Origin of the sequence: Dyadobacter sp. Leaf189 (assembly GCF_001424405.1) — a bacterium.
Classification (GTDB): Bacteria; Bacteroidota; Bacteroidia; order Cytophagales; family Spirosomataceae; genus Dyadobacter.
Map to the genome: position 1 here is coordinate 1958798 of NZ_LMPS01000001.1, position 25112 is coordinate 1983909.

Below are 25112 nucleotides of genomic sequence, written 5' to 3' on the forward strand. Positions count from 1 at the left end.
TAATGAAAAGATGAGATTTCAGCTGCTTGCATTTGCATTGATCCTGTTTTTAAACCATCATATAACAGCCCAGAAAGCGCCGCCTAGCCGGGTGATTACTTACCGTAACCCCGTGATCGCCGGCGACTTTGCTGATCCTTCGGTGATCAGGGTGGGGGATACCTATTATGCAGCCGGTACCTCATCCGAATGGGGGCCGGCTTATCCTGTTTACAGTTCCAAAAACCTGGTCGACTGGGAGTATGTGGGGCCTGTTTTTGATGAACTTCCTGCATGGACAATGGGCAGCTACTGGGCGCCCGAGCTCTTTTTCCGGAACGGGACCTTCTACGTTTACTATACAGCCCGGCGCAAGTCCGATCAGAAATCTTTCATCGGCGTAGCGACTACAAAGGATTTGAAGAAAGGTTTTAAAGACCACGGCTTGCTGCTTGAATGGACCAACGAGGCAATCGACGCATTTATCGTGGAAGACAAAGGCCAGCTTTATCTGACCTGGAAAGCCTACGGGCTCGACAAGGACAGGGGCATTGAGATCCTCGGTGCCGAACTTTCGGCGGACGGATTGAAGGTGACCGGTAAGGAATTCAGCCTGATCAAAGCCGATCCTACTGGCTGGGAAAGCGGCGGAGCCGAGGGTCAGGCGATTTTTAAACGAGGCAATTACTGGTATATGCTCTACTCGGGCAATGCATGCTGCGGCGAGAAATGCGACTATCAGGTCGGTTTTGCGCGGGCTGAAAACCTCAAAGGGCCCTGGGTGAAATACCCCGGAAATCCTGCCCTTTTTGGTGATGAAACCTGGAAATGTCCCGGTCACGGAACGGTGGTGGTCACGCCCGATAACCGCTACTTTTACCTGCACCACGCCTACAATGGCGTCGACTTTACTTTCGCGGGCCGGCAGGGTGTGTTAAGCGAACTGGTGTTTGACGAGGCTTCCAAATGGCCGGCTTTCCGGTATGGAAAAACAACGCCCGCTCAGGCAGAAGCGCCTTCCTCGGCCACTGTGATCCTCAATCCGAGCTTCTCGCTGGACTATGAACGCGATACTTTGCAGGCGCCGTGGGCGTATGATGTGCATTTCCCAAAACCAGCCTACGCCGTGGAGCGCGGCGCATTGCGCATTGATAATACCAACAAAGGAGCAGCAGGCAACTTCCTCGGAATGGTCCTGAAAAAAGGCAGCTATACCTTTTCGGCGGAGGTAGGGCTCAATGAACTGATGCAGCACATCGTGTTGTACGGCGATGCTGAGAATGCGATCGGGCTGGGCGCACGGGACGAGATGCTGGAAGTGTGGCAGATCCGTGACGGCAAGCGCCAGGTGATCAAGTCGCAGGCTATTCCCGAGCGGTTCAAGTACATCGACCTGAAACTCAACAGCCGGTTCGGAAGGTTTTATGAGTTCAGCTGGGAGATCAAGGGCCAGAAAATCGACTCACTGACCAGTACCGTTACCATGGAAGCACCCTGGCTGCCGCGCTGGGACCGCGCGCCGCGTGTGGGGGTAAGTGTGTCGGGTACAAGTCCGGGAAAAAGCGAGATCAAGGCGATCCGGATGAAATACGATTAAGAATGCAATACTTCGGGCATATCCTTGCTGAACTCCTCGCCGTAAATCCTGCTGTACTCGCGGGCGAAGTTTTCGAGGGTGGTCTTGGCTAGTGAATGTTTGCCCAAATGCGCCAGCGCCTTGCATTTCAGGATCATAGCCTCTTCATTCACGGGATCGAAATAGAAAATGTAGTTGGCGAGCCGGATCAGGAATTCCGGATCGTCGGCCATGTTGACAGACCCGGCATACCGCAGGTAAGCATCGACGATTTCGTTCGATACCTCCGATTTGAAGCTGTCCAGCCACTCATATTCCAGGTTGGAAAGGAAGCTTCCGCGCTTCGTAATGTTTGCCAGCCGGGTAATTTCGTGTTTGTTCAAAATGCGCTTTCCCGATACCAGGGCAAGGTATTCGGCGTAATCTACGCGTGTGATATCGTAATCTACATTCAGCCGCCAGTAGCCCGTTTCTTTCGAGATCACGGCACTTTTCAGCTTTTCCAGTACTGCTTTCAGCTTGGCGATATTCACAGACCGGTTGTTCCGCGCGCTGTCCGCTGACTTATCAAACCATAACAATTCCTTCAATTTCTCTGAACTGATCCCTTCCCGGCGTGTAGAGTAAAGCAGGAGAACCAGAAACAGCTCTTTCAGCAAAGGCGTAAAAAGCTTGGTGATTTCCCTACCGTCTTCATCAAAAAGTTGCAGGTTACCAAACAGGAAAATGCTGTTTTGAAGCGGAATGGGGCTGAATTCCTGAGTAGGCGCGACTTCAATCTCAGGAACAGAATCAACAGTAACAGCATGATCGGCATTCGCCGGGATAGCCGGCTGTATACGCTTTTTGTTTTTGAAATAAATGAATGCAAGAACCAGAGCAATAGCGCCGGCTAGCAGGGCGAGCAGACCAGCGCCGGAAAAACCCGGCGACTTTTCGCCAGCCTCCTGGATTGTAGGACCGCTGCCTGGCAATGGCGGCGAGTAAAGCGAGTAAATGGAAGCCACAGTCTGGTTCCGGTCGTTTTTGTGAAGCGTAACTGCTACAAAACGGCAGGTATGTTTATCATAAAAAAGATCTGCATAAGAACCTGTGTCCAGAAACTGAAACGGGATTTTGGAACCCACAGCTTCGTAATCCGGCGTTTTGAGCGAGCCCCGGATCAGCTGCATTTCGGTCTGAAATTTGTCTTTCGGGAAGATCAATGCATAGTAACTATCCTCTTTTTCATTGATCACCATAGAATTGGCAAACACAAAATCCTCGCCCGGCGTGGGGAGCTGGTAAATCTGCCTGAACGATTGATCGCGCACATTGAAATAGAGCAAATCATACCAGTTACGCGGATTGAGTACCTGCTTGCCGGTAGTGCTGCCGTAGCCGCCGATCAGGTAAGCTCCGCCTTCCGTACGCCCCAAAGCAGCCAGGTACCTTGGATTAAATACGGTATCTCTCTTCGTGAGATCGGCCCAGCTGCTGCTTTTCAGATCATACTTCTGAATGTTGGCTTTGTATTCAAGATGCCCGTAGCCGCCCAGCATATAAATGGACGAATCCAGCGGGTTGAAAAACTTGTTGGCGTGAAGAAAATGCGTTTTCTGTGACGAATCAGCCACATTCCGGTTCCAGGTACCTGTTTTAAGGTCAAATGCAGTGACCTGTTTTTCATTGATAAACAGGTTGAAAATCTGGTTTTTCGATTTATCAAAAAGTACCTGGTTATCCATAAAAAACGACTGTGCTGGATAGGAGCGGTAGCTAACCGCATCTGTGGCCACCCGGTAGCTGACGAGCGTATCTTCACCCACCACAAACACCGTCCCCGATTCCTGGTCGCAGGTAACCCTGGCGGGACCCTGCAATGTGAAAGTGCGCAGCGGCTGCCAGTCGTAATGCATTTTCTTGATCCACAACGGGTTGGTAGCCAGTCCGTCCTTGTGGCTGACTATTTCACCCGCCTTGCTTTCCTTCATTTCGTCCAGCGGCCAGTGGTATTTGAGCGCTCCATTGTCGGTCAGCTGCACGTTCCGGATTTTCATCGGGGGCACGTCCGTCGTGTTGAAATTCTTGTACCGCGTGGCGCCGAAAAGTATTTTGAAGCAGGAGGTAGGATTGACAGTCAAAGCGTGCCTGAAAGTCCTCGTTCCGGAGATCAGCCTGATTTCCTTTTGACTGCTGCTGTAAATCAAACGGATCCGGTTCCATTTTTGAAAAAGGTCCTGCTCGGGAATATCAAATGCGATGGTGGAAAAGCGGTCGCCTGTAACCACTTTGAAATGCTGCGTTACGGCGTCCGAGTTATCGTAAAGAATGTCGATGTTACGGTTGTTATCGTCGATCAGCCTGACAATGTAGCCAAAGTAGTTTTTCTTGTCGGGCAGGAATGAGAGTTCAAATGAAAGCTCGAAATCTCCCTTGAAACAAAAGTTACTTCCGGGACTCAGGTCCAATCCTGTGCGCTTGTCCTGCACGGACTCGAAACTTTCAAATCCAAGCCCGTAAGCCTGCCCTTGTGCGAAGACTGCCGGATTCGAAATGCAGGTAAGCAGCAGAAAAACGCAGAAAAGCATGGTTCTCCTGCGGGTAATCGAGGTGTGCCTGATGAAGTGGAAAAGGGTTTTCAAATAAATCTCAAAAAGCGGGTTATACAGGAGCTGTTAAGCAAATATTAAGCTTTTTTTAAGTGCGATTTACTTAATTCGCTTCTCAAAAACGCCGTTGCGTTCGTTCCGGAGAACGAATTTGCATTATTATTTAAATTTAAATGAATTTATGCTGATTAAACAGTTTGGCCTTCTCGCTTTTGCGCTGTTACCCTTTTTCCCGCTTCAAGCACAGAAGAAAAATCCGGAAGCAGGAGCCGGCAATCTCCAATATATAGATCCCCGGATTGGTAACGTTGGGCAGCTGCTCGAACCTACACGTCCAACTGTTCAGCTGCCAAACCAGATGATCAGAATGGCGCCGATCCGCGCCAATTACCTCGACGATCAGATTTCCAGCTTTCCATTGACCATTGTGTCCCACCGGCTCGGGGAAGCATTTTCGATAAAACCCATTACAGGCGATGTGAATGCGAAAAGCTGGGATAAAAAGCTGGCTTACGACCATGACCTAGAAGCGATCCGGCCCTGGTTTTACTCGACGTATTTTGTAGATGACGAAGTAACAGTTTCCTATGTGCCCGGCAAAAAGACTGGGATTTTCCGCTTTCAATTTCCGGCCAATGCGACTAAGAGCCTGTTACTTGGCTTGTATAACGGAGCCGGAAGCTGGGAGTTTCTGAATGAACGGGAGGTAGTGGCAACCGAACTGTACCACGGGATGAAAATCCATTTATACGGGGTTTTCAATGAAGCCGGCAATGTGGTTACCGGAATGGGAGACAAGCTGGGCGCCGCCCGGAAGGTGGAAGGGAAGGGTGCACGTGCCGCCATTCATTTCCCGAAAAGCGATAAAGAAATAGAACTGAAATATGCGATCTCGTTCGTGTCTGCCGAGCAGGCGAAGAAGAATTTTGAGAATGAGCTGAAAGCCACTGATTTTGAGACCCTCAAAAAGCAGGGAGAGGGTGCCTGGGAGAAGGTGATCGGACAGATACAGGTTCAAGGCGGCACCGAGGCGCAAAAACGCAGCTTTTATACCGCATTATACCGGACTTACGAGCGGATGGTCGACATTTCGGAAGACGGGAAGTATTATAGCGGGTATGACAACAAGGTACATCACGAGAACCGTACTTTTTACGTAGACGACTGGATGTGGGATACTTACCTGGCGCACCATCCGCTCCGCACCATTCTCAACCCTGCCCAGGAAGAGGATATGCTGCAATCTTTTGTGGATATGTACAAGCAAAGCGGCTGGATACCACAGTTCCCGGTTTTGTTCGGCGATAATCCCTGCATGAATGGGTTCCACTCTTCCATAGTGCTGCTCGACGGCTACAAGAAAGGACTGCGCAATTTTGAAATCGAAAAAGCCTACGAGGGAATGGTGAAGAATGCGAACGAGGGTACCATGCTGCCCTGGGTGAATGGGCCGAAATGCGAGCTGGATGACTTTTACCTTAAAAACGGCTACTATCCTGCGCTTGGAAAAGGCGAAAAGGAAACCGTGAAGCTTGTTACCCCATTTGAAAAGCGCCAGTCGGTAGCTGTGACGCTGGGCGGTGCTTACGACGACTGGGCTGTGGCGGAATTTGCCGCTGCATTGGGCAAGACAAAGGATCAGGCGGTTTTCAGCAAACGCGCTTTGAACTACAAAAACCTTTGGCACAAAGAGCAGATGATGTTTATTCCCAAAGACCGCAAAGGCAATTTTATCAAAATCGATCCCAAGTTCGATGGCGGAATGGGCGGCCGGGAATATTACGACGAAAACAACGGGTATACTTATAAATGGCAGGTACAACATGATATCCCGGGATTGATCAGCCTCATGGGCGGCAAGCAAAAGTTTGAAGCCGAGCTGGATCAGCTGTTCCGTGAAGATCTGGGAAGAAGCAAATACGAGTTCTGGGCCAAGTTTCCCGATGCGACGGGCAATGTGGGCCAGTTTTCAATGGGGAATGAACCGAGCTTTCACATCCCTTATTTATACAACAGTACTTCTCCCTGGAAAACCCAGAAACAGATCCGGTTTTTACTCGATGTATGGTTTAAAGACAATATTTTCGGGATACCCGGCGATGAAGACGGCGGCGGTATGACGGCATTTGTGGTATTCTCGTCTATGGGCTTTTACCCGCTCACGCCCGGCAAGCCGGAGTACACGATCGGTAGTCCCCTTTTTGAGAAAACAACCATTGACCTGCAAAACGGAAAGCAGTTCACGGTGCTCGCTAATGGAGCTTCTGTCGTGAACAAGTACATTCAGAGCGCGAGGTTTAATGGAAAACCTTTGAACAAACCTTCGTTTACACATACCGAATTAATGGCCGGCGGTACCCTCGAACTCGAAATGGGACCGAAACCTAACAAACAATGGGGGCTGGGGGATTAATCATCTCCTGAGTTCGACCGGTCGGCTGATCGTTTCCTTTCCATTGTCAATGCGGATGAAATAACGTCCGCCGGGAAGTGACGATAAGTCGACCGTTTCGGAGGTTTTCAGGAGCTGAACCTCTTTATCGACCAGCTTTTTTCCTTCCATTGTAATAACCGAGATCCGTCCGGGTGTCCCGGTTTGTTCGGGGAGCAAGGTGATGTGTACGGTATTTTGTGTTGGGTTTGGATATAAATAGGGGTCCGCAGCGTCAGGAAAAGTCACTGTTACAATCTTGCTTAATGCAAAATCCTGGTCTGTCTCTACGGATTTGAGGCGGTAATAATTCTTCCCGGCCGCCGGGTACAAGTGCCTGAGCTCGTAGTAAGGCTTCTTGGCAGCTTCCATGCGACCTGCCGGCTCAAATTTCTTTCCGTCGGTGCTGTGTTCTACCACATATTCGAGCATATCCACTTCGTCTTCCACCTGCCATTTCAGCTTCACCGCATGTTCCTCCTTGTCAGCTTCAAAGCTTACCAGCGTCACAGGCAACAAGCCGGAAGTAGCAATGCGTACGACACCGAAAATGGAAGTTAACCAGCAGCTTTCGTATTTATCTACATACATGGCGCCGCTTAGATTTTCATAAGGCATTTCCACCTCCATATTTTCCCAGGCGCCATCTTTAAAGCGATAAATGGAAGATTGGGAACCAGTCTCGAGAACGTAGGGTATCCCGTTTGGCGCGAGTGCCAGGGTGTAGGGGGAGTTGATCGGAGAGTTGTTGCGATCATAAACTGTCCAGCTGCTGCCGTTGTAGCTTGCCACTGAGCTGATTCCGGTATTGCTGTCAAGCTGACGTAGCCATATCGTTCCATTTGTCGCCAACTCCAGCTGATATATGAAATTCTGAATGCCAGGTTGGGTATTGTGGCTGATCGTCTCATAATACGAGGGATTTTCCAGATCAGTTACTACAATCCTGTTGCTACCATCATTTAAGTCAGATATGAGTGTCCAGACCTTTGTTCCCGAAACTTTTACCTGAATAATGTATTCGTTTGGGGCGAAGTACCGGTGCTGCATGACATATCCATTCTTTTCCCAGAAAATCTGCTGCGAACTCCACGCAACTTTTCCATCGGGATCGAAGTCCTGCACATTTTCATAAAACTGGACTACGGTAGATTCCCCCGTCAGGTCCTCATTCACTGGACGCGACCACCTTACCGCATTGTAAGTGCCTCTGCTCATAAACTGGACCATCTGGTTTTTATCCGAATGCACCGAACGCGGCAACATACCCGAGCCGATCAGTCCGTCCGTAGTGTTCCGGTTGAAAATCTGGTAGTCGAGGTTGATGGGGTGCATGCGTATGTACCCTGTGCCCGGTATTTCAAACCAGACATACTTGTTGGATACAGCCATATTCTGCGAAAGGGCACCAAACAATTTGGCGTCGGTTGCAGTCAGGAAGGTGATCTTATCCGGCAACTTCGTGCTTCCGGTTGTGAGTGTCATGACGTAGCTTGTAAGTGGTATTTCAGGGTACATGATCCGGTTATCATTCCATTCTTCCACTTTCAGGTATAAGGTTTGATTGGCAGGAAGATCTTTGAAAAAACCGGTTGGTTCCTGCTCTTTCACCGAAATCGGACTACTGAAATCACTGTTATCATCAATCGTAACCCGAACGTGCGAAATCGGGTCCAGCATCGAATAGAAGTAGGGAAACGAAGTCAGGGTCTGCTGACCGTTCCAGCCAGCGGGAAGGATGAAGCCGTTATAGGGACTTACATTCGGAAGAATGAAGGAATGATCTGACCAGCTCCCTTTTTCGCTCCCATTGACCGCTCTTACCCGCCACCGCATGGGCATTCGGTACGGGATTGTAAAGCTGAAATCCGTCGTAGGGATCGTCTGATTTACGATCGCATTATTAAAACCAAGGTCGAGGGCATGCGAAATCTGGATCTCGTAACCGGAAGCGCCTGCTGCTGCATTGAAAATCAGCTGAACTGAGCTGCCGGTTTCCGTTCGCATGTCACTGCCGAGTGGCGCGGTGATGACGGGCGTGCCGATGTTTTTTGGCGTAATGGATAAAATGGAAGTCGCTGACCAATCGGAAGCCCCGAGCGCATTGACAGCTTTTATCCTGAAATAATACCCGGTACCCGCAACAAGCTGGCTCGTTTCAAATCCATTAAATGGAAGTTCGGTGATCGTTTCGCCTGAAAAATCCGGGTTTTGTGAAATGCTGAGTTGGTAGCTGGTAGCAGATAAAATGGGATCAAAAGTGAAGAAATCCTGCTGCCCTGCATTGTAAGCAGGTTGCAGGCTCACCTGCTCAGGGGCAGATCCAATGCTTGTAAAGTGACCTGCCGCGTGCAGCATCATAATTTCACGGGACAAGGGATGAAATGTATTTTCGCGACTGTTGCAGTAGCTCATAATGGAGCTTACCTGCAACATTTCCAGTGACTTATCGTAGCATCCGTACTCTGGCGCGCTGCAATAGTCGATCGGCCCGCCGGGCCAGTTGCAGCTGTGCGTATGTGGAGAACTGAAATTGTGGCCGAGCTCGTGCGCCAGCACCTGCGGCGAGTATAATGGAGATACGCTCTCCACTCCCGACAGGTATGCGATGCCGCCGAAGCCGTTATTTGGCTTGGTATAAAGGTAAATGTGTTTGTCGAAGCCGACTGCAAGTGGCATTTGGTTGATGCGTGTCAGCCAAACGCCGGAATCGTTGATTCCCCTGAACGGATCCGGTTCATCGGGCTTCCAGATCCTGATCACGCTCACTACCAGCCGGGTATTGATTTCGGCTTCATAGATCTTTGAACACCAGGAAACCATTTTCAATACATCGCGGCGGATTGCGGCAGTATCTCCGGCAAACTCAGCGTAAGTATCCGAGTCGATTTCGACAGCCAGCCGGCAAATGTTCATGTTCGCATTCGCGCGCGCGCGCATCAGCCCGGGCGACTGGCGCATCAGGTTCAGCAGGCTGTCTGTTTCCCTCGAAGTTTCTTCTGTGGTACCGCAGGAAACATCCTTAGTTTGCGCCGTAACCACAATGCTGCTTACCAGGAAAAATGTTGTTAGTAGAATTTTTCGCATAGGGATTTGGAAGTTTCCCATATGACCCTGAAAAGAAATCGCCCGCTGCCTGAGCGGCGCGGGCGATCTGAAATTTAGAATGCGCTGGTTTACAAATGGTCCAATATTTCTCCCAATCTTTCCAGCTGCATGAAATTGGCGTGTTCCAATGTGTGTTCGTAGTGCTCGTGGTGCCAGGTTACGTGAAAAGGAATGTGCGCCGCAAAGCCTCCGAGTTCGAGTACGGGCAGTACGTCCGATTTGATTGAATTTCCCAGCATCAGAAAGTTTTCGGGGCGGCAATCCAGGTGCCTGATCAGCTTGCTGTAATCCTGTACCCGCTTGTCGCTCATGATTTCAATGTGGTGAAAATATTCCAGCAGACCCGATTTCTGTAATTTTCGCTCCTGGTCGAGCAGGTCGCCTTTTGTTGCTACGATGAGCCTGTACCTTCCCTTGAGGGTTTCCAGTACATGCTGCACATCTTCCAGCAGCTCCACGGGTTTGTTGAGCATTTCCTGGCCGAGCGCGATAATGTCCCGGATGATCTCCATACTCGCCGTGCCTCCTGAAACATTGTACGCCGTTTCGATCATGCAAAGCATAAAACATTTGATTCCGTAACCATAAAGCGGCAGGTTTTTGACCTGCATTTTATAGAGTTCCTGTGAAATGGAATGCTGCGGAAGAAAGTCTTCCAGCATCGTGCAGAATTGCTGCTCTGTTTCCTGAAAAAACGGCTCATTAACCCACAAAGTATCGTCAGCGTCGAATGCAATGACCTTGATATGATTCTTCATTGTAATGTTTAAATTTAAGCCGCAAAAATCAGCCGCCATCCCGGCAGGGAAAAGGACATTTGTCCCAATTGACTTAAAAAATGCTGCGTACCAATCTCTCGTTTTTATCGTACATCGAATCCCTTTTCGATAACCCGCAGAACAGGCAACATATCGCTTTGGAGGTATTCCCCAGAAAGGCGGCGATACTCAGCAAGGGAAGTGTTACGAAGAAGGTGTTTTTCGTAAAAAGCGGCGTTACCAAGTGCTTTTTAAGCGAGGAAAACGGGAAAGATTACATTGTCGAATTTTTGGGTGAAGGCGAGATCGTCGGGGAGATCGAGGCGATCAAGGATTCGGTTTGCCTGTGCAACATCGAAGCGATCACGGAGGTACATGCCTATGCATTGACTGTGAGCTACTTTAATGCGCTTTTGGAACAAAATCAAAAATTCAACAGGCTATTACTGGAAGAAATGGCCGAGCGGATCATCAACACGAGCAGCCGGTCGTCGGCGCAGCAGCTTTACACCATGGAGCAAGGCTTGAAAAAGCTGCTTGAATTTCAATCCGGGCAAAAAACAGCGCTCTCCAAAGAAGATATGGCGAGTTACCTCGGTATTACGGTCCGGAGCCTCAACCGCGCATTGAAGTCGCTGCAGTAACTTCTGCGCATTTTTATATTATCTTTCAAAATTCCTTTGCCCGATCCCTAAACCTGAATATGTCCCGCAAGTTCCTTTACCTTATAATGGTTATCGTGCTTTTTACGCGATGTACCCGCACGCAGAAATCCGGCGCCAGCCAGCAGACAGCGGTTTCGCAAACCTCCGGCCAGGCCCTTTTTACTTCCAACTGCGCGTCCTGTCACGCGCTCGAAACCGAGGAAATCGGTCCGCGGCTCGGCGGCATTACAAGTCTGTTGCCGGCCGATCAGCTGACGGCGTTTATCAAAAATCCTGCCGCATTCATTGAAAAAGGCGACAAGCGCGCAATCGCCCTGTCGGCGCGCTACAAGATGGTCATGCCGCCATTTGATTTTTTGAAAGATGACGAGATCAAATCGATACTGACCTACCTGGACCAGGAAAGCAAGTCACGCGACCTGAAACCGCTGGTAGTAGATACCGATGAAATAGCTCCCAAACCGGAGCGACTGGCTGCGCCGATTACGAAATCAAGCCTGAAAGTAGAGCTGGAAGATTTTGTCACCATGCCGTTTTCAAGTGAAAAAATGCCGCGTACCCGCATTGCGACGATGCGTACTTCGCCTGCGGGAGACGGAAGTTTGTATGTGAGTGACCAGCGCGGATTCATTTACCGGATCGCCGGTGGTCAGGTAAGCGAATTCATGAACATCCGTCCGCTGGTTGACAACTTCATCAATGAGCCCGGGTTGGGTACTGGTCTGGGCAGCTTTGCATTTCATCCCGACTATCTTAAAAACGGCCTCATTTACATCACCCACACCGAAGCATTTAAAGGTAAAGTTGCCGACAATGCATACAACGATACTATCAAAGTAACGATGCAATGGGTAATTTCGGAATGGAAGGTGGACAACGTGAAAAGCTCCGTTTTCAATGGAAAAAGGAGGGAACTTTTGCGGATCAATGTGCCGGGGGCTGTTCACGGCGTACAGGATATCGGCTTTGTTCCGGGCGTTGCAAAAAGCAACCCGGAGTACGGACTTTTATATATAGGTATCGGCGACGGTTCGTCCACGATCAGCGGTTACCCGCAGCTTTGTCACACGTTGAAATCGCCGCTCGGCACGATTCTCCGCATTGATCCGCTTGGGAACAATAGCAAAAACGGCAGCTACGGAATTCCGAAGGATAACCCGTTTGTACGAGAAAAAGGGGAAGGTATTTACACTGAAATATACGCTTACGGATTCCGGAACCCGCACAGAATGGCTTGGTACGATGGAAAACTGTTTAGTGCGGAGGTGAGCGAGTCTAATTTTGAGGAGATCAATGTGGTGGTACCCGGCGGGGATTACGGCTGGAATGTCCGCGAAGGTAATTTCGGGATTTCGTTTAAAGATCTGAAAAAAGTATATAAAGTAACGGAGCCCGATACGCTGAAATACATTCGTCCATTTGCGTTGTACGATCACTATGATGGCAGCGCGATCAGCGGCGGTTATGTATATGAAGGCAAGCTGAATGCCTTGAAAGGCAAGTACATATTCGGTGATATTGTGAGTGGGAAACTGTTTTTTGTAAATGTGGATAAAAACCTGAGTGATCCTTCCGTGCACGAACTTTCTGTGACTTACAATGGAAAAGAAACCAGCCTGACTGAACTGACAGGCGCCAAACGTGTGGATGTAAGGATTGAATACGACCGTCAGACTGGTGACATGTATATCATGACCAAGCCCGACGGGAAGATCAGGCGGGTGGTGAATGCAACTTTATAAGTACGCAGCAACTGGTGGGCTGCTATACAAATGATGATTTAAAAAGAACATTGTAATGAAAATCAAAAGCTACGAATTGTTCCAGGTACCGCCGAGGTGGTTGTTTTTGAAAGTAGAAACCGACGAAGGTATCATCGGCTGGGGTGAACCCGTGATAGAAGGAAAAGCGGCAACCGTGAAAGCGGCCGTGATTGAGTTGATGGACACATTGATCGGTAAAAATCCGCTTGACATTGAAGGGCACTGGAATACAATGTACCGCGGCGGTTTTTACCGCGGCGGGCCCATTCTGATGAGCGCCATCGCTGGAATTGATCAGGCACTGTGGGATATCAAAGGTAAATTTTACGACGCGCCTGTGTATGAGCTCCTTGGGGGTAAATGCAGGGATAAGATCAAGGTGTATTCCTGGATTGGCGGCGACAGGCCTGCGGAAGTGGCAAGTGCCGCTCAGGCTGCCTTTGATATTGGCTTCAAAGCGATCAAAATGAATGGGACCGATGAAATGCAGTACATCGATTCATACGAAAAAATCGACCTGGTACTTCGGCGTGTGGCTTCCATTCGCGAGGCAGTTGGCTACGGACTGGATATCGGCGTTGATTTCCACGGCAGGCTGCACAAGCCTATGGCGAAGGTACTGGCCAAAGAGCTGGAACAGTTTCGCCCGATGTTTATCGAAGAGCCCGTATTGCCTGAAAACAATGAGGCGCTACGCGAAATTGCGCAGCATACCTGCATTCCGATCGCTACCGGCGAGCGGATGTTCAGCCGCTGGGACTTCAAAAACCTCCTCATGGACGGATATGCGGATATTATCCAGCCCGACCTGTCGCACGCAGGAGGAATAACCGAATGTAAAAAGATATTGTCCATGGCAGAAGCATTCGATGTAGCCGCTGCGCCGCACTGTCCGCTCGGGCCGATTGCACTGGCTGCCTGTTTGCAGGTAGATGCCACCTGCCATAATGCATTTATCCAGGAGCAAAGTTTGGGAATCCATTATAACCAGGGTAACGATTTGATGGATTACCTGGAAGATAAATCAGTATTTACCTACGAAAATGGTTTTGTAAAAATACCTGCCGGACCGGGCCTGGGCATTCAGATCGATGAAGCGCAGGTACGGAAAATGGCCGAAGTGGGACACAACTGGAAAAATCCATTGTGGACGCACGAAGACGGCAGCGCGGCTGAATGGTAAGATTTTTTGAGGAAAGCGTGGTCTCAGGGTCACGCTTTTTTTTCTTGTTCCAGATCAGCAATTGCCTTTTCAATGCGTTTTTTCCGGGTATCCTCCGCCTTTGCCTGCTCGATGGGAATGGTAAAACGCTTTTTGTTGCTGTTGGAAAGCGTTTCAAAAAATTGCTTTGCAGCAGCATTCGCATTCAATGCAGATTGGAAATCCTCGGGCAATGCAACTTCGCGCACTTCTGTGTCGAGCTCCAAAGTGACTTCCACAGTTTCCCCTGCATTCACACCCGACTTTTCACGAACTTCCGCGCTTACAGGCAGCATAAATACCCCGTCCATCACAGCTACTGTGCTCTGGTAGGTGTAACTATTGATCGTAACCTTTACCGGCGGCTTCTTTCCAGCACCCAACTTTTCCACAATTTCAGCAGGCACCTGCACACCGGTAGCCGTTTTCTTAGCAAGAAGCAAAGTTGTTGTAAAAGAGAGCATCATGTATTTTTTTTGGGATCGAATTGCAGAATAAAGTTGGTAGCGTGGTGATCATACTGAGCGATGGCTATAAAAAAGCTGCTTGCTAAACAATACCTGCCATTGAATAAGATATTCGCGATTGATCGTTGCGAGCAACTAACTTTTCTTTTGTGATGTGTGACATTACACGTTACAAATTTGTTATGATTGTATCGATACGGCATAAAGGCTTATTGCTTTACTATGAACAGGGAAATGGGTCGAAGTTGCCAGCGGCCTATCTGGGTAAGATCAACCGGATTTTTGACCAGCTTGAAGCGGTTACATCAGTCGACGATATAAAGCAAATGGGTTCAGGAATCCACAAGTTGACAGGTGATTTATCAGATTTTTGGTCAATAAAGATTTCGCCGAATTTTCGGATTGTCTTTCGTTTTGATAATGGCAATGTGCTGGATGTCGATTATGTGGACTATCATTGAGTCATTTAAAGAAATATGGTATGTTGAAAAGAGGCTTGCCGCCGGTACATCCCGGTGAAATTTTAAGAGAAGAATATATAAAGGAGCGCGGATTGACCGTGACGCAAGTGGCCAAGGGAATTGGTGTTGCGCGGGAAAACTTATCAGCTGTTGTTAATGGCAGGGCCGGTATCAGTCCTGAACTCGCAGTAAAGCTTTCGGAAGCATTTGGAAACAGCACGCAGTTCTGGGTCGACTTACAAAAGAACTACGAAGTGTGGCATGCAGAAAAAAAGGTAAACCGTTCACAGATCGAGCATTTCGCAGGAAAAGATCTGCAAATTGCGCAATAACAGCATCTTGAAGCCGATCTTCTTGTAAATAACCCTTTCGGGCTACCAGTAATCCATTATCTACAAAAAAGGCTGACATCTCTGCCAGCCTGATACTCAATGTTTTTCTCTCGTCGAATCTGCATTCAGATTGGACTGGTTTGCAGGATAGCCTGGTACTTCATCCTGATTGTCTTCTCCCACACCCATTGCTTTGGTGCTTTCGGCATTGCCGCTGTCCGTTTTCATGGTGGTCGCCGAGCTGTCTGACGAGCCGCCGCTATCGTTTGTGGTTCCGCATGAATAGTTGGTAAAACCGATGGCCAGTGTCGCTAAGACGAAGCCAATTTTGAGCTTTTTCATGATCGTTTGGTTGATGAATAAGCCAGCCTTGTAAAAAAATGATACCACTTTCACCTTATTCCACCCCTAGCACGGATTTTGTCTTGCGTATTACTAAAATGTAAATGGTACTTCACATGAAACAATGCGAATTCAAAACGAAAGATGATGAGTCAGTTACCGTGCGGTTCTCCCTGGAAGATGTGACGGACGTTGTTCCGGATTCAGATATGCGGTACACACTGGTAGTCCTTAAAAACGGCGACAAGCATTTTATTTGCGGTACTAAATTGGAAATCCTTGATCAGCTCGGATTGAACAATGTGAATTAAAATTCACTGGCATTTACAGCAAAAATCGCTGCATATAACTGATCATCAGCTTCCAGTCACCCGGCAAGACGGTGTGGCCGCCGTCGTGCATATAGTAACCAAGATCATTCATTAACAGGGAAGTATCTCCTGCTGCGGGCATAGTTGTCGCGGTAGCAGGAGCTGTCTTGTTGAACAATTTGTAAACCGGCGCAGCTGCCTGGGCGGACAGGAATTCACCTTTCGGGTCGGACCAGTAATCCGTGCTGCCTGTTTGTAAAAGCAGTGGACGTGGCGCCATCAATGCCACCAGCGCGTGCGCATCGAAGGGCATTGTGTTCACCTTATCCGCATAGAAGTGGTAGTTGGGGGCAAACTGGTACAGGTAGCGCGAAGGATCTGTGATGTGGCCGATCGTTTCACCATAATTGCGCCGCGCCAATGCCGCTCCGCCTTCTCCCGAAATGCTGGCAATGACCATCTTGAAGCGCGGATCGTGAATACCGGCCCAAAGTACCGTTTTGCCCAGCCGTGAAGCGCCCTGCAATGCAACCCGCTTACTGTCGATTTGTTTGTCGGATTCAAAATAATCCATAGCCCGGCTGAGTCCCCACGACCACGCTGCTATAGCGCCCCATTCGTCAGGAGCTGTTTCGATTTGCCCTGGTTTGAGATACATCTTCCGGATACCGTAGTTGATACCGTCTTTAAAGTCAGGCTCGATGTCGCCGTAGTAAACAGTAGCGAAGCCGATTCCCGCATCCATAAATTGTGCAATATCCATTTTACCAAAAACACTGGGCTTATCAGCCTTCACCCGTTTGCCTTCCTTGTTCCAGATCGTGCCGACCAGCAGACCCGGATCGTCGATAATCTGGTTGTATGCAGCGAAAGAAATGTTCAGCAGCATTGGAACAGGCTTTTTGGCAGCGGAAGGCAGGTAAATGAGCAGGTTCATCTTATGGTCCGAAGTATCTTTGGTAAAGTAAACCGTTACCTGCTTGCGGATCGCCTTTCCGTTGAAAGCGGGCGTACCTTTATCAAAGACGTGAAATTTCAGGGCAGCGGGTTTCTCCGGCATTTTGCCAAACTGTATTTCTTCAACTAGCTTCAACAGTTCCGGCCGCCGTTTTTGCGTCCAGATTTTCGCATTCGTAACAGCTTGTCCGTTGGCGCATTTCAGCAGATCGGGGAGGGTGTATGTGCCTGTTGAGTCTTCACTGTAATTAACGGGAATTCCCGCGACCAGCGTGGGGCGGTTGGCTGCCTGTTGTGCGTGCGACACCGTGCCGGCGATACTGAGGAGAATCAGCAGTAATAGATGTTTCATGTTCAGGAACAAATGGATTCATCCAGGAAAGGCAGCAATGGAAGACACATACTACCAGCACAGTCGCTCATTTTTGTTTTATGAAAAATAGGCGTAATTCATGCTGTCTTCCATCATTATCAGGAATTGAATTTTCACGTTTATTGTTAAACGGTTACCCAAATAGCGCAATAAGGCACAAACTCACCTTCCAGGCCGCAAATGCCAGCTGCGATAGCCACAAAAAATGTCAATGGAACCTATTACAATCGATGTAACAAACGACGTTCAATACGACGTCATTCCGATAGATTCGTCTATTTCATTTGAAAGCTTCATCCGCTTTCTGGAAGAAAAGGCGAATGAAGAACAATCAATCAAACGTACATTTTTCGAAATGGCGCTGGCGCGCCTGAAAGCGAGGCCTGAATTAAGCGGTACCGTGCCGCTGAAAGACATCGGCCGCTATAAAGATGAAATGGCGCTTGTGTGCAGTCTGCTGATGCCCATGTTCGCCGACGAAAAGCAGGTATGCTGGGCAATGAGCGCGCCCATTAATCCTACTGTATTTTATGGCACGTCGGGTTTTTACAACTTGTTGCTCGACAACAAAACGGGCGGTATCCGTTGCGATATCGTCCTCGATGAGGAGGATAGTACTACCAAGAAGAAAGAAATGGTGTACTCCTTTGTGCTGGAAAAATTTTATGGAATACCTCCGTTGCACCGTCACGAACTCATCATTACAGTCCGCGACGATCACTCGGGATTGCAGAAATTTTACAAACTCAATATTGACACCCGTTTTTGCGAGGTGACCCCGAAAGATGCATTGCCGGACCTGGATCCGGAGTGGCTGGCATTGGTGACCCGGGACGGAATGGACATGCCGAAGATCGTGGAGGCATTACCGCTCTCACTTTTCCGGTTTGTAGGTTTTTCCGTGATCACGCTGGAAGATGTAACTGCCGAGAATGCGGTGGAACAAATCAAAAACACCATCCTCGACCGGTCACTTTTTGATCCGAATGCATATTTCAACCGGGTGGCACATTCACTGAAAATGCTGGCCGGCGATCCGCAGTTTAATTTTGGTACAATGCCCATTCTGCGCGTTAATAACCGGCTGATCTTCAATAAAGGGACTGTGCTGTTCAGCAAGCTGATGAATGCCGCTACCGAGAACAATATGGCGGAGCGAATGTACCTGCAAATGGCCGACGAATACCTGCTCGACCCCAAGCCGCTGCTGATCCGCGAACTCACCGCTGAAGATAGTAACAAGAAGGATTTTGCGCGGCTGTTATACGAAGATGGCGTTCGATCATTCGCTTTGATCCCCGTTTTTCATGATAAAAAGGTGGTCGGGCTGCTGGAAGTGTACTCCGGCCGGGCAGATTCGGTTGATGAGCAGGTGCTGCACAAGCTGGATGCCGCGCTGCCGCTGCTCGCGCAGATCTTCAAAAATTACATTGACGAATTCAGGACTGCGATCGATAATGTGATCCGCGACAAGTTCACCTCCCTACAACCTGCCGTGCAGTGGCGTTTCAGGGAGTCGGCCTGGCATTACCTGCGCGACAAATCGCTTGATCCGCAGACTGCCGTGATCGAAAAGATCAACTTCAAGAATGTTTATCCGCTGTACGGCGCCGTGGATATCAGAAATTCCACTATCGAGCGGAACCTTGCATTGAAACAGGATTTAAACCTTCAATTTGACTTATTGATAGGAACCTTTACTACCCTGAAAGAAAAGCTGGGATTTGGTCTGGCGGACGAAATGATCTTCAAATGCAGAAAATGGATCGAGGAGATCAATGACGATTCGACGGACATTGATGAAATGAAAGTGCGCGATTTTCTGGATAGTGAGGCACATCCGTTTTTGCAGCATTTCAGGGAAGAGAGCGTGGAGCGTTCCGGTGCAAGAAACGCGCGTTTTGATAAAGATGAAGTCGTGCTGCGGGACCAGATTGACCGCTATTTCGGTATGATCGATGAAAATACGGGCACTGCCAATACCAACAGGAAAGCGCTGGAAGCTTCCATGCAGCGGGTTAACAGCTCGGTGAACCTTTACCTGGACTTGTTTCGCCAGGAAATCCAGCAGGCTTACCCGACCTATTTTGAAAAGTTCAGGACGGACGGGATTGAGTACGATATCTACATTGGGCAGTCGATTGAACCGGAAAAGAAATTCAGCGACTTGTACCTCAAAAACATCCGTCTCTGGCAGCTCACTTCCATGGCAGCTATCACGCGGATCACCCACGCGCTGGTACCGCAAATGGAGAAGCCGCTCGAAACCACGCAGCTGATCTTTATCCATTCAACCAGTATAGATATCAGCTTCCGTGACGATGAGCGGCGTTTTGATGTGGAAGGCGCCTATAACATCAGGTACCAGGTGATCAAGAAGCGCATTGACAAAGTGCGGATCAAGAACACAGGCGAGCGATTGACGCAGCCCGGGAAAATCGCACTCGTGTACTTTGCAGGAAAGTCGGCGGAAGAATATGTGGGATATATCAGGTATTTGCAGGAAAAGAATACTTTACTTGATGATCTGGAATTCCTGGATCTGGAAGAATTACAGGGCGTTTCAGGCCTGAAAGCATTGCGGGTAGGTGTAAACCTGAATGTAGACTGGGAATAGCATCATATCAAAATACGGACTCTTCAACCGAAGCACATATATATGAATTATCAGCATCAGCTCGACAAGGTAAGGCACAGTGTTCATCATTTTTTCAAAAATAAAAACCTGTCGCAGCTTTGTTACCACAACCTGGTACATACCGAATCGGTGGTGGCCAATGCTGCCCGGATCGGCGGTCACTATGAGCTGAATGAGCGGGATTTGTTTATTGTACAGACAGCGGCCTGGTACCACGACACGGGTTATGTCAATGGAGAAACAGCCGGACACGAGCAACGCGGCGCCGAGCTCGCGGCTGCATTCCTGCGATCGGAAGGGATAGGAGAGGAGATCGTTGAAAAAGTGCAGCAGTGCATTCTGGCTACGATCTGGCCGCAGAACCCGTCGGACTTATTGGAGCAGATCGTATGCGACGCGGACGTGTACCACCTCGGCACGCCCGAGTTTAGCGACTGGAACAAGCTCGTGCGAAAAGAGGCTGAGCAGAAAGTCGGTCATAAAATCGACAAGGCAAAGTGGCGAGAGAGTACGATCAGGCTTTTTGAAAGCCACCGGTTCCAGACAGATTACTGCCGCGACCTGCTGAACAAGCAAAAAGAGAAAAACCTCGCCAAGCTGAAAGAAAAACAGACAGAGGCGGCTGATACCAGTGAGCCGCCTGCAGCATTGAAGGCTGCGGAAGTGCAGCCGAATGTAGCTGAGGATAAGAAAACAAAGTCGGACCGGCCCGATAAAGGCATCGAAACCATGTTCCGGATCAGTTCCAATAACCATCAGCGACTAAGCGATATGGCCGACAACAAGGCGCATATTATGATCACAACCACATCTATCATCATTTCGGTGCTGCTAAGTGTGCTGATCAGGCGGCTGGAAGATAATACTTACCTGATTTTCCCTACTACCTTGCTGCTCGCTGTTTGCCTCGTGACCATGGTCTTTTCCATTCTGTCGACGCGGCCAACTATCCCGCACGGGACGTTTTCGCAGGAGGATATTGACAACAAAAGTGTGAACCTGCTTTTCTTTGGCAACTTTTACAGAATGTCTTACCAGGATTACGCCGGCGGAATGCAGCGACTGATGAACGACCGAGAGTTCCTTTACGGTTCGCTCACAAAGGACGTGTATTCACAAGGGGTTGTTCTGGGTAAAAAGTATCGCTTACTCCGCATCGGGTACAACGTGTTCATGTTCGGCATCATCGTTTCTGTGATTTCTTTTGTAGTGGCTTCCCTGCTTTTTGAACATTAATCCAATGCAGTTGACCGTTTTTAGCTTTTTACCTTCTTTACTAAAACCCGCAATAATCCTGCTATTGCTCGTCAGCTGCAATGCTTCCGAGAAGAAGGAGGTACGCACCGGCGATTACGATCTGGCAAATCCCGACAGGTTCAATATGCCCGAAAGTTTGTTCGAGATTTCAGGGATTGCATTGCGCAACGGGAGCAGCGACACTGTGTATGCCGTGCAGGATGAAGAAGGAAAAGTGTTCCGGCTGGGCTGGGATGTAAGCCGGCAAGTACATACCAAATTTTCCAAAAAGGGGGATTATGAGGATATTTCCATACTCGGCGACACGATTTTTGTACTCAAAAGCAATGGCGTGATCTACAACTTTCCCATTGCTGAATGCACATTTGAAGAAGCTGAAAATGTGCGGGAGCTGAAAGGCGTGCTGCCGAAAGGAGAGTACGAGGGAATGTTCGCCGATGAGGAGTCGGGCAGGCTCTTCGTTCTCTGTAAGAACTGCCCCGGAGACGACTCCAAAACCGCAGTAACAGGTTATACATTAGATACCCGCAAAAATTTTGCGTCCACCACATTTAGTATTAATGTAAATGAAATTGCCGCAATTCACGGAAAAGTAGCGCGCGGATTTCGGCCTTCTGCACTTGCCCGCAATCCTGTGACCGGTGAGTGGTATATCCTCTCGGCGGTCAATAAGCTGCTGGTAACTACCGATGCAAACTGGAAAGTAAAAGACGCATTTCCGCTCGATGGTAACATTTTCATACAGCCCGAAGGAATCGCATTTGACAAGCAGGGCAGCCTTTACATTTCAAATGAAGGCGACGATCTTTTCAGCGGCAACATCCTCAAATTCAAAAGGATCTCCCATTAACGCATTACATCTCCCGCGCGAAACCATTTGTAGCCGTATCCATCCAGAGACACCGTGTATTTATTCCCTGCCGGTTTCTGATCCTCCAAATTGATCAGGTCGAAAAGAGTGTCTTTGTCTTCCAGAGTAATGGTCAGTTTTTGCGGCTTGTCACTGAAATTGTGCAGTATCACCACCGACTTTCCCTCGTATGTGTACCGGATCGCAAATACATGCGGTGATCCGGTTTCAAGCAGCTGGTAGGTACCTAATGCAATTTCCGGGCACGATTTCCGGAGCCTGATGATCTTCGACGTCCAGCTCAAAAGTGAATTGGGATCACGCTGCTGCTGAGCCACGTTGAGCGTTTGGTAACCATATTCTCCCGAACTGATCACCGGCCTGAATGCCGTATCCGCGCTGGTAAACCCGCCGTTTTTCCCGGCAGTCCATTGCATTGGCGTACGTACCGAAATCCGCTCCTTCAATCTCAGGTCATCGCCCATCCCGATTTCATCCCCATACCTGATCACCGGCGTTCCGGGAAGGGAAAAAAGCAGACTATATGCGAGTTCAAGGTGTTTGCGGTTATTGGAAAGCATCGGAGCAAGCCGGCGACGGATCCCGCGGTCGTACAACTGCATGCTCGTGTCGGGGCCCATTTTGGCATAAACTTCCTGCCGCTGCTTGTCGGTTAGTCTGCCCAGGTCTATTTCATCGTGGTTACGCAGGAAATGCGCCCACTGTGAAGCCTGCGGAATTTGCTGGGTCTGGATGATTGCTTTTTTAAACGGATCCAGGTTTCCTGTCGCCAGTGCGTAAAACAAATGCTGATTGGCAAAGAAGTTGAACATCATGTGCATTCCGCTTCCATTCTCTCCGAAGTAATTTTTTGACTCTTCCGGAACTACATTAGCCTCGCCCAGAATGGCCACATCCGCCTTGCGCGTTTGTGCAAACTGACGGATATCAGTCAGGAACTGGAAATCAAGCTCAGGCTTTTCACTTCCCGTTTTCGGAACTTCAAGAATGAACGGTACCGCATCCAGTCTGAACCCGGAAATGCCCTGATTGAGCCAAAACCCGATGATCTTCTGACTTTCCCGGACTACTTTCGGATTGGCAAAATTCAGGTCAGGCTGAAAATCGTAAAAGCGGTGATAGTAGTACTCACCCGAAGCGTCTTTGGTCCAAACGGCCTTTTGCACACCCGGAAACACCATTCCTTTATCGTAATCTTTCGGCAGCTTGTCCGACCAGATGTACCAGTCGCGGTAAGGCGAGTTCTTGCTCTGGCGGGCGGCTTTAAACCACGGGTGCTGCTCGGAAGTATGGTTTATAACCAGATCCATTATCACCCGGATACCCCGTTTCTGGGCCTGGAACATAAATTCAGCAAAATCGCCCGGCGTACCAAGCTTCTCGTCTACTGCATAGAAATCTGCCACGTCGTACCCGTCGTCCTGGCCCGGTGAAGGCTGGAAAGGAGCCAGCCAGATCGCGTCAACGCCCAATGCGGTAAGGTAATCAAGCTTTTGGATCAGCCCGGTGAAATCGCCGCGTCCGTCGCCGTCACTGTCTTTGAAAACACCGACTTCCAGGTTGTATATCACGCTGTTTTTATACCATAGCTGATCTTTGAGATCGACACTTGCCAGTTTTTTTTGCGAGAAGCAGGCCCCGGAAAAGAGCAAAAATGTGAGTTGTAAAAACGCGTATCTCTTTTTCATCAAGCTGATTTTTTGATTGCACCAAGCGGTCCGTTGGATGTGTTTTTGGACTTCGAACGCGTAGGGGCATCAAAAGATATGCCGGGTACTTCCCGGCGCATTTTTGTTGTGTGAATGCAACAGTGCCGGGTACTTAGTGCCCGTGTGTGTCTTCTTCCGAGTTTTTTAGTTTGGATAAAAGTGAATAAGCGCCTTTAATGACGATCTGCGCATCTTTCAGCTTCGCCGCTGCCGGTGACTTGATCTGCGTGTAGCCATTTTCCGAAGTTCCCTTGCTGATTTCTTCCATTACAAAATGGGCTTCCTGCGCTTCTTTCCCGGTTTGCTGCGCTTCATTTTGCTGTATAAAAACGAAAGATTTACCCTCAAAATCGACGATAGCTTCATTGGGTAAAGCACTTACCGGGTTCGCACCAGTTTCTATTATCGCGCTGACGAAATTTTGCGGCAAAAGGCCGGGATCATCTTTCGACAAATGGCAATGCACGCGCACCGTGCGGTCCTCATTGATCTTCTGGTTGATCAGATAAACTTTCGCAAGATGCGATTTGCCGGGATTATTGCTAACCGTAAACCGCACCAGCTGCCCGATTTTCAATTTCGGAATGTCCTGTTCAAAGACCGATAGCTCCACGTGCAAATGGTCGGTATCCACGATCTCAAACATCACGTCAGTCGGGTTCACATACTTGCCGAGATTCACATTAACCGTCGTCACCGAGCCGCTGATTGGCGCATAAATGGCCGCGCTGTTCACAATGGTCCCTTTTTCCAGAACATGCATATTAATACCAGCGGTTTTCAGCCTTTCTTTCAGTCCGGCCAGGCGCGCTTTCTGCGTTTTTACTTCTGCCGCAGCCAGCTGGAAGGTTTTTTGCGCATTTACATTCTCTTTGCTCAGCGCCGCCTGCCGGGTATAGTCCAGCTCCGCATACTCCAGTTTTCCGGCTGTTTCAAGATAATCCTGCTGCATCTGAATAAAATCGGGGTTTTCAATCGTCGCGAGCAGCTGCCCTTTTTTCACATGCATACCTTGCAACAATTCTGTCTTCCGCACAAATCCCCCAAGCGGGGCAGATATACTTACCAGGTTTTGAGGCGGAATGTCGATCAGTCCGTTCGCATTGATCACCTCGCTCAGGTTGCGCGTGCCGAGTGTACCCAGCTCAATGCCGGCCGTCTGGTACTGAGCCTCGGTAAGCTCCACTACATTGCTTTCTTCTTCGTGGTGCTGTTCTTCCGTTTGGTGGGGCTGATCTTCTTCTTTTTTTGTGCAAAAAGTCAGCGTGCAAATCAGCATAATCAGAATGGCTATATTTTTCAATGTTATATTTTTTGGATTA

19 protein-coding genes are annotated in these 25112 nt (G+C 49.0%); 11 read left to right on the forward strand and 8 right to left on the reverse strand.

Annotated features, from left to right (window positions below):
• Positions 1-10 precede the first annotated feature (10 nt).
• Positions 11-1576: a glycoside hydrolase family 43 protein gene (locus ASG33_RS08330; protein WP_056282472.1), complete on the forward strand. Its 1566-nt coding sequence runs from the start codon at positions 11-13 to the stop codon at positions 1574-1576.
• Here ASG33_RS08330 and ASG33_RS08335 read toward each other — a convergent pair.
• Positions 1573-4125 carry a hypothetical protein gene (locus tag ASG33_RS08335; protein ID WP_056283477.1) on the reverse strand — a complete coding sequence of 851 codons (2553 nt, stop codon included), beginning with the start codon at positions 4123-4125 and terminating at the stop codon, positions 1573-1575. The two genes, ASG33_RS08330 and ASG33_RS08335, sit on opposite strands and share 4 nt — an antisense overlap.
• A 202-nt stretch (positions 4126-4327) precedes the next feature.
• Between ASG33_RS08335 and ASG33_RS08340 the strand changes: the two genes are divergently transcribed.
• On the forward strand, positions 4328-6559 hold the full coding sequence (locus ASG33_RS08340; protein ID WP_082489119.1) for a GH92 family glycosyl hydrolase: 2232 nt from the start codon (positions 4328-4330) through the stop codon (positions 6557-6559).
• On the opposite strand, the gene ASG33_RS08345 is transcribed toward ASG33_RS08340, so the two are convergent.
• Both ASG33_RS08345 and ASG33_RS08350 read right to left on the reverse strand, forming a co-directional pair.
• Complete coding sequence (locus ASG33_RS08345; RefSeq protein WP_056282476.1) at positions 6560-9664, reverse strand: zinc-dependent metalloprotease; 3105 nt, start codon at positions 9662-9664, stop codon at positions 6560-6562. It abuts the gene before it with no gap.
• A gap of 89 nt (positions 9665-9753) precedes the next feature.
• The gene (locus ASG33_RS08350) at positions 9754-10443 is read right to left on the reverse strand and encodes an HAD family hydrolase (RefSeq protein WP_056283482.1); all 690 of its coding nucleotides are present in this window, start codon (positions 10441-10443) and stop codon (positions 9754-9756) included.
• 80 nt (positions 10444-10523) lie between these two features.
• Here ASG33_RS08350 and ASG33_RS08355 point away from each other — a divergent pair, with 80 nt between their 5' ends.
• From ASG33_RS08355 to dgoD, 3 genes are read left to right on the forward strand one after another with little or no spacing between them, the layout of a single operon-like run.
• Positions 10524-11087: a Crp/Fnr family transcriptional regulator gene (locus ASG33_RS08355; RefSeq protein WP_056282481.1), complete on the forward strand. Its 564-nt coding sequence runs from the start codon at positions 10524-10526 to the stop codon at positions 11085-11087.
• A gap of 59 nt (positions 11088-11146) precedes the next feature.
• Complete coding sequence (locus tag ASG33_RS08360; RefSeq protein WP_229238594.1) at positions 11147-12850, forward strand: PQQ-dependent sugar dehydrogenase; 1704 nt, start codon at positions 11147-11149, stop codon at positions 12848-12850.
• A 55-nt stretch (positions 12851-12905) separates the two neighbouring features.
• Positions 12906-14054 (forward strand): galactonate dehydratase, encoded by a 1149-nt coding sequence (dgoD, locus tag ASG33_RS08365; protein ID WP_056282484.1) that lies wholly within the window; start codon positions 12906-12908, stop codon positions 14052-14054.
• A 29-nt stretch (positions 14055-14083) separates the two neighbouring features.
• On the opposite strand, the gene ASG33_RS08370 is transcribed toward dgoD, so the two are convergent.
• The gene (locus ASG33_RS08370) at positions 14084-14539 is read right to left on the reverse strand and encodes a YdeI/OmpD-associated family protein (RefSeq protein WP_200942729.1); all 456 of its coding nucleotides are present in this window, start codon (positions 14537-14539) and stop codon (positions 14084-14086) included.
• Positions 14540-14721: 182 nt separating this feature from the next.
• On the opposite strand from ASG33_RS08370, the gene ASG33_RS08375 reads away from it, so the two are divergent.
• Together ASG33_RS08375 and ASG33_RS08380 are read left to right on the forward strand one after the other, a co-directional pair.
• A complete protein-coding gene (locus ASG33_RS08375) occupies positions 14722-15000 on the forward strand; it encodes a type II toxin-antitoxin system RelE/ParE family toxin (protein ID WP_056283490.1) in 279 nt (92 codons plus the stop codon).
• Positions 15001-15020: 20 nt separating this feature from the next.
• Entirely contained in the window at positions 15021-15332 is a 312-nt protein-coding gene (locus ASG33_RS08380; protein ID WP_056282487.1) for a HigA family addiction module antitoxin, read from the forward strand.
• 96 nt (positions 15333-15428) lie between these two features.
• Here the strand turns inward: ASG33_RS08380 and ASG33_RS08385 are convergent, their stop codons facing one another.
• Positions 15429-15674 carry a hypothetical protein gene (locus ASG33_RS08385; RefSeq protein WP_056282490.1) on the reverse strand — a complete coding sequence of 82 codons (246 nt, stop codon included), beginning with the start codon at positions 15672-15674 and terminating at the stop codon, positions 15429-15431.
• A gap of 116 nt (positions 15675-15790) precedes the next feature.
• Here ASG33_RS08385 and ASG33_RS08390 point away from each other — a divergent pair, with 116 nt between their 5' ends.
• The gene (locus tag ASG33_RS08390) at positions 15791-15985 is read left to right on the forward strand and encodes a hypothetical protein (protein WP_157474629.1); all 195 of its coding nucleotides are present in this window, start codon (positions 15791-15793) and stop codon (positions 15983-15985) included.
• A gap of 13 nt (positions 15986-15998) precedes the next feature.
• Here ASG33_RS08390 and ASG33_RS08395 read toward each other — a convergent pair whose 3' ends face one another.
• Positions 15999-17294, reverse strand: a complete 1296-nt coding sequence (locus ASG33_RS08395; protein ID WP_056282497.1) for a S9 family peptidase — start codon at positions 17292-17294, stop codon at positions 15999-16001.
• 232 nt (positions 17295-17526) lie between these two features.
• On the opposite strand from ASG33_RS08395, the gene ASG33_RS08400 reads away from it, so the two are divergent.
• Genes ASG33_RS08400 through ASG33_RS08410 form a run of 3 tightly spaced genes read left to right on the forward strand, consistent with a single transcriptional unit; the run spans position 17527 to position 22060 of the window.
• On the forward strand, positions 17527-19932 hold the full coding sequence (locus ASG33_RS08400; RefSeq protein ID WP_056283493.1) for a GAF domain-containing protein: 2406 nt from the start codon (positions 17527-17529) through the stop codon (positions 19930-19932).
• Between the two features lie 42 nt (positions 19933-19974).
• On the forward strand, positions 19975-21189 hold the full coding sequence (locus tag ASG33_RS08405; RefSeq protein WP_056282500.1) for a Pycsar system effector family protein: 1215 nt from the start codon (positions 19975-19977) through the stop codon (positions 21187-21189).
• A gap of 4 nt (positions 21190-21193) precedes the next feature.
• Complete coding sequence (locus ASG33_RS08410; RefSeq protein ID WP_056282503.1) at positions 21194-22060, forward strand: SdiA-regulated domain-containing protein; 867 nt, start codon at positions 21194-21196, stop codon at positions 22058-22060.
• On the opposite strand, the gene ASG33_RS08415 is transcribed toward ASG33_RS08410, so the two are convergent.
• Both ASG33_RS08415 and ASG33_RS08420 read right to left on the reverse strand, forming a co-directional pair.
• On the reverse strand, positions 22057-23769 hold the full coding sequence (locus tag ASG33_RS08415) for an alpha-amylase family protein (RefSeq protein ID WP_082489121.1): 1713 nt from the start codon (positions 23767-23769) through the stop codon (positions 22057-22059). The genes ASG33_RS08410 and ASG33_RS08415 overlap by 4 nt on opposite strands.
• Before the next feature lie 133 nt (positions 23770-23902).
• On the reverse strand, positions 23903-25093 hold the full coding sequence (locus ASG33_RS08420) for an efflux RND transporter periplasmic adaptor subunit (RefSeq protein WP_229238595.1): 1191 nt from the start codon (positions 25091-25093) through the stop codon (positions 23903-23905).
• Between the last annotated feature and the right edge of the window lie 19 nt (positions 25094-25112).

Coding starts and splice junctions, on each gene's coding strand:
- ASG33_RS08410 (WP_056282503.1), top strand. CDS start 21,194: ATGCAGTTGACCGTTTTTAGCTTTTTACCTTCTTTACTAAAACCCGCA.
- ASG33_RS08350 (WP_056283482.1), bottom strand. CDS start 10,443: ATGAAGAATCATATCAAGGTCATTGCATTCGACGCTGACGATACTTTG.
- ASG33_RS08405 (WP_056282500.1), top strand. CDS start 19,975: ATGAATTATCAGCATCAGCTCGACAAGGTAAGGCACAGTGTTCATCAT.
- ASG33_RS08400 (WP_056283493.1), top strand. CDS start 17,527: ATGGAACCTATTACAATCGATGTAACAAACGACGTTCAATACGACGTC.
- ASG33_RS08370 (WP_200942729.1), bottom strand. CDS start 14,539: ATGATGCTCTCTTTTACAACAACTTTGCTTCTTGCTAAGAAAACGGCT.
- ASG33_RS08415 (WP_082489121.1), bottom strand. CDS start 23,769: ATGAAAAAGAGATACGCGTTTTTACAACTCACATTTTTGCTCTTTTCC.
- ASG33_RS08395 (WP_056282497.1), bottom strand. CDS start 17,294: ATGAAACATCTATTACTGCTGATTCTCCTCAGTATCGCCGGCACGGTG.
- ASG33_RS08335 (WP_056283477.1), bottom strand. CDS start 4,125: ATGCTTTTCTGCGTTTTTCTGCTGCTTACCTGCATTTCGAATCCGGCA.
- ASG33_RS08355 (WP_056282481.1), top strand. CDS start 10,524: ATGCTGCGTACCAATCTCTCGTTTTTATCGTACATCGAATCCCTTTTC.
- ASG33_RS08345 (WP_056282476.1), bottom strand. CDS start 9,664: ATGCGAAAAATTCTACTAACAACATTTTTCCTGGTAAGCAGCATTGTG.
- ASG33_RS08385 (WP_056282490.1), bottom strand. CDS start 15,674: ATGAAAAAGCTCAAAATTGGCTTCGTCTTAGCGACACTGGCCATCGGT.
- dgoD (WP_056282484.1), top strand. CDS start 12,906: ATGAAAATCAAAAGCTACGAATTGTTCCAGGTACCGCCGAGGTGGTTG.
- ASG33_RS08340 (WP_082489119.1), top strand. CDS start 4,328: ATGCTGATTAAACAGTTTGGCCTTCTCGCTTTTGCGCTGTTACCCTTT.
- ASG33_RS08390 (WP_157474629.1), top strand. CDS start 15,791: ATGAAACAATGCGAATTCAAAACGAAAGATGATGAGTCAGTTACCGTG.
- ASG33_RS08380 (WP_056282487.1), top strand. CDS start 15,021: ATGTTGAAAAGAGGCTTGCCGCCGGTACATCCCGGTGAAATTTTAAGA.
- ASG33_RS08330 (WP_056282472.1), top strand. CDS start 11: ATGAGATTTCAGCTGCTTGCATTTGCATTGATCCTGTTTTTAAACCAT.
- ASG33_RS08360 (WP_229238594.1), top strand. CDS start 11,147: ATGTCCCGCAAGTTCCTTTACCTTATAATGGTTATCGTGCTTTTTACG.
- ASG33_RS08375 (WP_056283490.1), top strand. CDS start 14,722: ATGATTGTATCGATACGGCATAAAGGCTTATTGCTTTACTATGAACAG.